This window comes from Pedobacter sp., from assembly GCF_045628745.1.
In the GTDB taxonomy this organism is placed as follows: domain Bacteria; phylum Bacteroidota; class Bacteroidia; order Sphingobacteriales; family Sphingobacteriaceae; genus Pedobacter.
In genome coordinates this window covers 1-8,822 of record NZ_JAZQPU010000228.1, presented here as the reverse complement: position 1 = coordinate 8,822, position 8,822 = coordinate 1, and the positions used below count along the sequence as shown (strand labels likewise).

9 protein-coding genes are annotated in these 8,822 nt (G+C 39.6%); 5 read left to right on the top strand and 4 right to left on the bottom strand.

From position 1 onward, the window contains the following. The first annotated feature begins 30 nt into the window (after positions 1-30). On the top strand, positions 31-1,464 hold the full coding sequence (locus ACR2F7_RS08730) for an SDR family oxidoreductase (protein WP_432713194.1): 1,434 nt from the start codon (positions 31-33) through the stop codon (positions 1,462-1,464). Positions 1,465-1,553: 89 nt separating this feature from the next. Here ACR2F7_RS08730 and ACR2F7_RS08725 read toward each other — a convergent pair whose 3' ends face one another. Together ACR2F7_RS08725 and ACR2F7_RS08720 are read right to left on the bottom strand one after the other, a co-directional pair. After that, a complete protein-coding gene (locus tag ACR2F7_RS08725; RefSeq protein ID WP_432713193.1) occupies positions 1,554-1,730 on the bottom strand; it encodes a DUF3606 domain-containing protein in 177 nt (58 codons plus the stop codon). A 79-nt stretch (positions 1,731-1,809) separates the two neighbouring features. After that, a complete protein-coding gene (locus tag ACR2F7_RS08720; protein WP_432713192.1) occupies positions 1,810-2,424 on the bottom strand; it encodes a MarR family winged helix-turn-helix transcriptional regulator in 615 nt (204 codons plus the stop codon). A gap of 149 nt (positions 2,425-2,573) precedes the next feature. Between ACR2F7_RS08720 and ACR2F7_RS08715 the strand changes: the two genes are divergently transcribed. The 3 genes from ACR2F7_RS08715 (at position 2,574) to obgE (ending at position 5,859) form a co-directional block, all read left to right on the top strand. After that, a complete protein-coding gene (locus ACR2F7_RS08715; protein ID WP_432713191.1) occupies positions 2,574-3,527 on the top strand; it encodes a fasciclin domain-containing protein in 954 nt (317 codons plus the stop codon). Between the two features lie 688 nt (positions 3,528-4,215). Further along, positions 4,216-4,785, top strand: a complete 570-nt coding sequence (locus ACR2F7_RS08710; protein ID WP_432713190.1) for an adenylate kinase — start codon at positions 4,216-4,218, stop codon at positions 4,783-4,785. A gap of 75 nt (positions 4,786-4,860) precedes the next feature. After that, positions 4,861-5,859, top strand: a complete 999-nt coding sequence (gene obgE / locus ACR2F7_RS08705) for a GTPase ObgE (protein ID WP_432713189.1) — start codon at positions 4,861-4,863, stop codon at positions 5,857-5,859. Positions 5,860-5,870: 11 nt separating this feature from the next. Here obgE and ACR2F7_RS08700 read toward each other — a convergent pair whose 3' ends face one another. Further along, positions 5,871-7,055 (bottom strand): aspartate aminotransferase family protein, encoded by a 1,185-nt coding sequence (locus ACR2F7_RS08700; protein WP_432713188.1) that lies wholly within the window; start codon positions 7,053-7,055, stop codon positions 5,871-5,873. 47 nt (positions 7,056-7,102) lie between these two features. Further along, positions 7,103-8,407 (bottom strand): Na+/H+ antiporter NhaA, encoded by a 1,305-nt coding sequence (gene nhaA, locus ACR2F7_RS08695; RefSeq protein ID WP_432713187.1) that lies wholly within the window; start codon positions 8,405-8,407, stop codon positions 7,103-7,105. A gap of 121 nt (positions 8,408-8,528) precedes the next feature. Between nhaA and trxA the strand changes: the two genes are divergently transcribed. Then, a partial coding sequence (trxA, locus tag ACR2F7_RS08690) for a thioredoxin (RefSeq protein WP_432713186.1) occupies positions 8,529-8,822 on the top strand: 294 nt, incomplete at its 3' end.

Here is an 8,822-nt window from a genome sequence, read left to right as displayed (position 1 = left end):
AAATGGCATGTTTAATGTATATTTAGGTATATGAAAATATTATTAACGGGTTCCACAGGTTACATAGCCCAAAGGCTGCTTCCCATACTGCTGACCAATCATCATCAGGTGGTTTGCTGTGTGAGGGATAAAACCCGTTTTGATAAAGAAAAATTTGCTGGCTTTGATATAGAGGTAGTAGAGGTTGACTTTATGAAAAAGGAAAGCCTTGATCAAATACCGAAAGATATTGATGTAGCCTATTACCTCATGCATTCCATGGCCTCTGCCAAAGGCGATTTTTCTGAAGCCGAGCTGTTAACCGCAAGTAATTTCAAAAGCGTTATAGAACAAACAAGTGCACAACAAGTGATCTTCCTCAGTGGTATCGTTAATAGTGATGCGTTATCTAAACACCTGCAATCGCGGTTAAATGTAGAAGGAGCCTTAAAATCAAATCGATATGCACTAACTACTTTACGTGCCGGCATTATTGTAGGCTCCGGAAGTGCCAGCTTTGAAATTATCCGTGACCTGGTAGAGAAATTACCAGTCATGATAGCACCGCGGTGGTTAATTACCAAATGTCAGCCCATAGGTATCCGTGATGTGATTAGTTTTTTAGAAGGGGTGTTGATGAAAGACTATGCCCTTAACCAGGCTTTTGATATTGGTGGGCCCGAAGTAATCACTTATAAAGAAATGCTTTTGCGGTTTGCTAAAGTGAGAGGACTTAAGCGATGGATCTTTACTGTTCCTGTCATGACACCAAAACTTTCCTCTTACTGGCTTTATTTTGTCACTTCTACTTCTTATCCATTAGCCAGTAGTTTGGTTGATAGCATGAAGGTAGATGTGGTGGCCCAACCTAACGACCTGCAAGAAAAGCTGGCCATTCAGCCTATGACTTATGAGCAGGCTATAGAACTGGCCTTTGGCAAAACAGCCCAAAATCAGGTGATCTCCAGCTGGCGCGATGCCATGAATAGAGACGCCTATCCGGATAGGTTCAATAAACTAATTGAAGTACCTCAGGAAGGGTGCTTTAAAGATGTGCAAGCGATGAGCGTAGATGACCCGGAAAGAGTTTTAAAAAACATTTGGTCTATTGGGGGCACCACAGGTTGGTATTATGCCGATTGGCTATGGTCTATCCGTGGTTTTCTTGATAAAGTATTTGGTGGGGTAGGGCTGCAAAGGGGAAGAACGAGCCTGGATAACCTTTCTACAGGTAGTGTTGTCGATTTTTGGAGGGTCATATTGGCTGATAAAACCAACAGGCGCTTACTTTTATATGCAGAAATGAAATTGCCCGGCGAAGCCTGGCTGGAATTCAAAATTGGGAAGGACAATGTGTTTACGCAAACGGCCACTTTTCGTCCCTTAGGCATCCCCGGCAGGTTATATTGGTACTCCGTTTTACCTTTCCATGCCTTTATTTTTAAAGGGATGTTGCAGAATATTGCGCAGCATCAACCCCTATAAATTATTTTCCAATATGATGTGGCTGAGTTGCTTTAATTTAATGCTGCTTGCAGCAAAAAGCCCTTCATTGCTGAAAGGCTTTCTTTTTTCTATTTCTTAAGGTATTCTTCAACTTTGTCCCTGCTGTTTCCAACAGCTTTAATCGCGTCTTTTACCTGTTCTCTGGAAACGCCCAACTTTTCCTGAAGGTAAGAAAGTTCATAATCTTCGTTTCCATCAACTTTGCTTCTATCTCTACCGTCTTGAATGTTTTTATTGTCAGCCATAATTTTTTATTTAAGGTTTTGCAGATAAAACAAGGAAAACCAGCAAAGTGTTTTAATTGCACGCCGCTTTCAACACAAACTATAGTGCTCCCCGTGATTTTAACTCGTGAAAGTTCTCCAGTTTTTGAAGCAGCCTGATTAAATCCATTTTTTCAGGATAGCTCAGTGGCTCCGTCACATTCATTGATGCCTTTTTGATGTTATCCATGCTTTCTTTTAACAGCAGCGCTCCTTTTTCGGTGATGTGAATCATCCTGTTTCTTTTATCACTATCTGTTGCAGATTGTTCAACTAAGCCACTGTTAATTAGTCTATTCACAATCTGTATGCCCGCAGATTTTTCATGAACATTCAATTTAATCAAAGCGGTTTTAGTCATGCTTCCAAAAGAAACCAGGCTAATTAAGTAAATAAAATCATCTGGAGTAGAGAAGGCCGTGTTTGCAATGGCCGTTTTGGCCTGCAATTTTGCATACCTATACAAATGTACCAACGAAGTGTTGATCACACTTTCTGCAGAGCGCCCTTTTGCTTTGCCTTCCCATTCAGGTTCTGCTATGGTTGCTTGCCCGTTTTTCCGTTGATAGTCATTAAGCCATTGTCCAAATAAATGTACGTCCTGACTATCATGTTCCGTTTCCTTTTCATAAATACTAACCAATGTTACCAGCTCTTTAACTAAATCATAATACATGGACATGAATTTTATACTACAAATGTACTAATTAGTATTTATTTGTACTAAATTCTGTCCTTTAAAAGCTGCGTATGGAATGTTTAGTATTATATAATACTAATTGGCATTATGTTTGGGGTTTGTTTGGTATATAAAAACACTAAATCATGAGAAATTTAAGTTTAAGCCTATTTAAAAAGTCTGCCATGATGATCACGCTGGTAGCCACCGTATTATTTAGTTCTTGTAAAAAAGATAAGGATGAAGTTGTACAAGATAAAAACATTGTAGATATTGTTGTGAGTAATAACAATTTCTCTTTACTTAAAGCGGCACTAACGCAAGCTGGCCTAACGGATGCCTTAGCTGCAAAAGGTAGCTTTACTGTATTTGCGCCTAACAATGAAGCTTTTGCTGCTGCGGGTTTTGATACCGAAGCAAAGATCAAAGCCGTGCCTGTAGCAACCTTAAAAAAGATTTTGCAATACCACGTTTTAGGTCAGCAGGTAACTTCTTCTGCCATTGCCTCGGCTAACAACACTGCTGCAAAAACCTTAGCAGATTTAGATGTGTTTATCACTAAAAATTCATCTGGTGTATTTGTCAACGGAGCAAAGGTTATTGAAGCCGATATCATGGCTAGCAATGGGGTAATCCATGTAATCAATACGGTATTGATGCCCCCTTCAGGAAATATTGTTGAAGTAGCACAGGCCAATCCTAATTTCAGCTTTTTAGTGGCTGCAGTGTTAAGAGCTAGTCAGGGTAGCACCAATGTTGCGCAAGTATTAACAGGAGAAGGTCCATTAACTGTTTTTGCACCCACCAATCAAGCCTTTATCAGTGCCGGTTTTGCCAATGAAGCAGCTATTCGTGCTGCTGATCCAGCAACACTGACCAGCATTTTAACCTATCATGTATTGGCATCACGTGTATTTTCAAGTGATTTAACCGAAGGTGCTAAACCGGCTACGGTCAATGGGGCTGCAGTAACTATTTCTTTAAATGGAGGAGCTAAAGTAAAAGGAAACAAAAACACGACTGCCGCAACTATTTCGGCTGCTAATATGGTTACTACTAATGGTGTAATCCATGTTATAGATCAGGTTTTATTGCCTTAATTTTTGGTGTGTTTTAGGTTGGTGTAAGTGTTAGGCGCGAGTCTAACACTTATTTTTTTGTGGGAAGATTTATTACCCACGGTTAAAGGACTGTTAATAGACACCTTGTGATGACTGCGCATCCAATCCACCCTGAGTCCACACTCAGTCCACCCTTTGTTTGGCAAAACGTGGACTCACCGTGGACTGAATGTGGACTCACCGTGGACTCACTACAAGTTGCCTACAAGCCGAAGCCTTAGAAATATATAAATTTTTCAAAGGAAATGTAAAGATTGTATAAGAGGGTTAAATTGGCTTATATACCTTTAATGACTATAAATTTTGTGGTTTTAATCATTTTAACCTTTTAAATTAGTTACAATTAACTGATGTAAATGGTAGAAAGCAAAAGGAAAATGAAGTAAAGTGATGGTGTTAATCCTTTATAAGCAATTACGTATATCGAGCGATGAAAAAACAGATTACTGCTTTGCTCAAACTGCGTTTTTTTTACTTCTAAACGGCCTGTATTCAGAAAAAAAATAAGATAATAAATTATTAGTTATATATTTGCAGCTTTTATAGGATTATTCTCTGTGTCTTTGCTTTTGCAGGTATTTACATAGGTTATTTTTCTTCAGATTTTACTGAGATAAGCCTTTGCTAAAACAGCATCATGGCTTTTTAAACTTTAAAGACAACCCAAATGCTAAATTTTGTTCTCTTTGGCCCTCCGGGTGCAGGTAAAGGCACCCAATCTCAAAAATTGATTGAAAAATATCAATTGATACACATCTCTACCGGCGATCTTTTCCGAGCGCATATTAAAAACCAAAGCCCGCTGGGCCAAAAGGTGAGTCAACTCATTGCTGATGGACAACTTGTTCCTGATGAAATTACCATTGCAATGCTGGAAGAAGAAGTGGATAAAAATCCTGATGCTAAAGGAATCATTTTTGATGGTTTTCCGCGTACCGTGCCTCAGGCACAAGCTTTAGATGAATTTCTGGAGAGCAAAGGTACTGCCATTTCTGGTGTAATTGCACTTGATGTTGACCAGCAGGAATTGAAAACAAGGATCGCTCAACGTCAGTTAGAAACGGGCAGGGTAGACGATCAGGCAGATAAACTGCAAAAACGCATTGAAGAATATTTCAACAAAACTGTACAGGTTTTACCTTATTATGAGGCGCAAAACAAGTTAGTGAAAGTAAATGGTATCGGCAAAATTGAAGATATCTTTGCAGACCTAAGTGCCGTTGTTGATCAATACTAAATAAAACTTTTTAAAGTAGCGGGAGGAGTGTAAACTTCTTCCCGCTATTTTTATTTTAAAATTAAAATATAGCTTATGTCGCAAGGTTCAAATTTTGTAGATTACGTTAAAATTTGTTGCCGTTCCGGTAAAGGTGGAGCAGGTTCTTCCCATTTACACCGCGATAAATTAACCGCTATGGGTGGTCCCGATGGTGGTGATGGTGGTCGTGGTGGTCATATCATCCTCAGAGGCAATACCCAGTTCTGGACTTTATTGCACCTGAAATACCGTAAACATATTATGGCTAAGGATGGTGAACCAGGTTCTAGTGGTACTTCTTCTGGTAAATTCGGTAAAGATGAAATTCTTGATGTGCCCTTGGGTACCATCGCTAAAGATTCTGAAACCGGTGAGGTTTTGTTTGAAATTACAGAAGAGGGCGAAACTAAAATTCTAACTCCAGGGGGTAGAGGTGGCTTGGGTAACTGGCATTTTAAAACGCCAACCTTACAAACCCCGCGTTTTGCGCAACCTGGTGAACCTGGTACGGAAAGATGGGTAGTGCTTGAATTAAAAGTGCTGGCCGATGTAGGTTTAGTGGGTTTCCCTAATGCGGGTAAATCAACTTTACTTTCTGTTGTTTCTGCTGCAAAGCCAGAAATTGCCGACTATCCTTTTACAACCATTGTTCCTAATTTGGGTATTGTTGATTACCGTGGTGGTAAATCTTTTGTAATGGCAGATATTCCTGGTATTATTGAAGGTGCTTCTCAAGGTAAAGGATTAGGCTATCGTTTCTTACGTCATATAGAACGAAATTCGGTGCTTTTATTTATGGTACCTGCAGATACACAGCGCTCTATCAAAGAAGAGTATGAAATTCTAAAGAGAGAATTGCAGGTATACAATCCTGAACTGATGCAAAAACCACATTTATTAGCGGTAACTAAATCAGATATGTTGGATGAGGAGTTAATGGAGGAAATGAAAAATGACCTTCCTACTCATATTCCAACCATTTTTATTTCTGCTGTAGCACAGAAAAATATAATGGAATTAAAAGATATGCTTTGGCAGGCCATTGGTGCTTAACACCTATTGGTTTAAATTAAATCTAAAGCTTTTAAAATAACGGCACACACCTGGTGGATTTCTTCTTCTTTAATAATTAAAGGAGGAGCAATCCGCATAGCCGTTTCACAGTGTAAAAACCAGTCGATTATTACACCACGTTCTTTACACAGTTGACTCACCTTCTCCACTTGTGTAAAACTGTCTAGCTGTATACTCAACATCAATCCCTTTCCCCTTACTTCTTTAATTAAAGGATGTACGAGTAAACTGCGAAAAATTTCTCCTTTTCGGTTCACTTCTTTCACCAGTTCTTCCTCCAGAATCACTTCTAAACTGGCTAAACCTGCGCTGCAAGAAACCGGGTGACCACCAAATGTGGTAATATGTCCTAAAATAGGGTTGTCTTTTAAAACCCCCATCACTTTTTTGTTAGCGATAAATGCACCTAAAGGCATTCCACCACCAAGTGCTTTGGCTAGTAAGAGAATATCCGGAACGATCTGATAGTCCTCAAAGGCAAATAAAGTACCCGTACGACCAAAGGCAACCTGTATTTCATCAAAAATCAATAAAGCTCCCACTTCTGTGCAACGTGCTCTTAATTTTTGCATATAATTTAGGCTCGCTACCCTAATTCCTGCTTCTCCCTGCAAAGTTTCCATAATTACACAGGCAGTTTCTTCTGTGATCAGGTGCAAATCTTCTGCTTCATTGAAGTTGATGAATTGCACATGTGGCAACAAAGGACCAAAGCCTTGTTTAAATTGATCGCTTCCCATCACACTCAATGCCCCATGGGTACTGCCATGGTAAGAATTGTAACAGGAGATAATGCCAGTTCTGCCGGTATATTTTTTAGCCAGCTTTAAAGCGCCTTCTGTGGCCTCGGCACCTGAATTAACAAAGTAAACATTGTTAAGGCTATCAGGTAGCACTTCCACCAGTTTTTGGGCAAAGCGCACCATTGGTGTTTGTACAAACTCACCGTAAACGGTTAAATGCAGGTATTTTTCTAATTGTGCCTGGATGGCGGCTATCACTTTTGGATGCCGGTGACCAATATTGCTCACCGCAAAACCTGACACTAGGTCTGCATAGCGTTTACCTTCCATATCATAAAGGTAAATGCCCTCTGCACGATCCACTTCTAGTAGGTTCGGAGATGTAGAGGTTTGTGCGTTATTTTGTAAAAACAGTTGTTTATTGCTAATCATTATTTTTTTTTTTCTTCCATCCCTCCGTTAATTGAGATGGCGATCTTCTATTTGGCTGCTCTCTTTAAGGCTATAGTGCCTAGAATTCCTGCCGTTACTGATGCTAAGAGAATGCCATATTTAGCCTGGTTGATCATTGCCGGATCTGTAAAGGCCAGGTTGCTGATAAAAAGCGACATGGTAAAACCTACACCAGCAAGAATAGCTACACCTGCAATGTGACTCCAGTTGGATTGTGCCGGTAATTTGGCTATCTTAAATTTAATCATGAGCCAGGTAAAAAGCATTATGCCAATAAATTTCCCAGCTATCAAACCAATAATCACACCCATACTTACCGGATTGAGGATGGCGGTAAAGAAATCTGATCCAATGATCATTCCTGCATTGGCTAAGGCAAAAAGGGGCATCACGACAAAGGCTACCCATGGATGTAAGGCATGTTCTATTTTTTGCAAAGGCGTTTCAGCAGCTAAACTTAGTTTTTTTACTTTTTCTATGGTATGATGCTGTTCTGCCGTAATCAGGGTACTGTTCCTTGGAATTTCTTTCTCAAACTCTTCGCTTAACTTTTTTAAATTAGCAGCATAAACCAATTCATTAATTTTGGTGGCTGCAGGAATAGTAAAGGCGGTTAATACGCCAGCTATTGTGGCGTGAACTCCAGAAAGCAGAAAGCCCATCCATACCACCAAGCCTAAAATTAAGTAAAATATGGAACTGCGAATGCCTGCAAAATTTCCCATTAACATGAATGCCAAAAATAAACCGGCTACTGCCAGTGGAATAAAATTCAGTTCTGCTGTATAAAAAAAGGCAATGACCAATACGGCGCCTAGATCATCAGCTACGGCAAGTGCAGATAAAAATACTTTCACCGATCCGGGAATATGTTTGCCGGCGATAGACAATAAGGCGAGTGCAAAGGCAATGTCTGTCGCCATAGGTATTCCCCAACCATGTGCCGCATCAGAATCTTTATTTAATAGGAAATAAAATAAGGCCGGAAAAATCATTCCTCCTAAAGCGGCAACCATTGGTAAGGAGGCTTTGTTAACCGAGGAAAGTTCTCCATCCATGAATTCTCTTTTCAGCTCCAGACCGATGACAAAGAAAAACACAGCCATCAATCCGTCATTAATCCAGAGGTGTAAGGGTTGATCAAAAATGTAACGGTCAAACCCTACTGATAAATGTAATTCCCAAAGGTGATGGTAGCTGTCTGCAAATGCAGAGTTGGCCCAAAAGATGGCAACAATGACACTGATGAGTAAAACAATTCCGCTGGTGTATTCTAATTGGATGAATTTGCTTACTGGTGCTATTATTTTATCAATGGGTGATTGTTGCATATAGTATCTATTAAGGTTGTGAGCAAAAATAAGCTTTTAAACTCAGAAAGAAATTTGTTCAACAAAACAATTGAAAGCAGATGTTTGTTTATTTTGTATACACCTGTATATATATTATGTTATGGCAACATTCTCAGAATTGATAAAATCAAATAAACCTGTGCTGGTAGATTTCTCAGCTACATGGTGTGGCCCTTGCAAAACAATGGTGCCCATTTTAGATCAGTTAAAAGGGATGGTAGGCGAAAATGCTACCATATTAAAGGTTGATGTAGATAAAAACCCCACTGTTTCCAGGGCTTATCAAATTCAGGGAGTACCTACTTTAATCTTATTTAAGGATGGCGAGATTAAATGGCGACAGTCGGGCGTTATACAGGCCAACCAGTTGAAATCAATTATTGACGGCTATCTC

Coding starts and splice junctions, on each gene's coding strand:
- nhaA (WP_432713187.1), bottom strand. CDS start 8,407: ATGCAACAATCACCCATTGATAAAATAATAGCACCAGTAAGCAAATTC.
- ACR2F7_RS08710 (WP_432713190.1), top strand. CDS start 4,216: ATGCTAAATTTTGTTCTCTTTGGCCCTCCGGGTGCAGGTAAAGGCACC.
- ACR2F7_RS08715 (WP_432713191.1), top strand. CDS start 2,574: ATGAGAAATTTAAGTTTAAGCCTATTTAAAAAGTCTGCCATGATGATC.
- ACR2F7_RS08720 (WP_432713192.1), bottom strand. CDS start 2,424: ATGTATTATGATTTAGTTAAAGAGCTGGTAACATTGGTTAGTATTTAT.
- obgE (WP_432713189.1), top strand. CDS start 4,861: ATGTCGCAAGGTTCAAATTTTGTAGATTACGTTAAAATTTGTTGCCGT.
- ACR2F7_RS08725 (WP_432713193.1), bottom strand. CDS start 1,730: ATGGCTGACAATAAAAACATTCAAGACGGTAGAGATAGAAGCAAAGTT.
- ACR2F7_RS08730 (WP_432713194.1), top strand. CDS start 31: ATGAAAATATTATTAACGGGTTCCACAGGTTACATAGCCCAAAGGCTG.
- ACR2F7_RS08700 (WP_432713188.1), bottom strand. CDS start 7,055: ATGATTAGCAATAAACAACTGTTTTTACAAAATAACGCACAAACCTCT.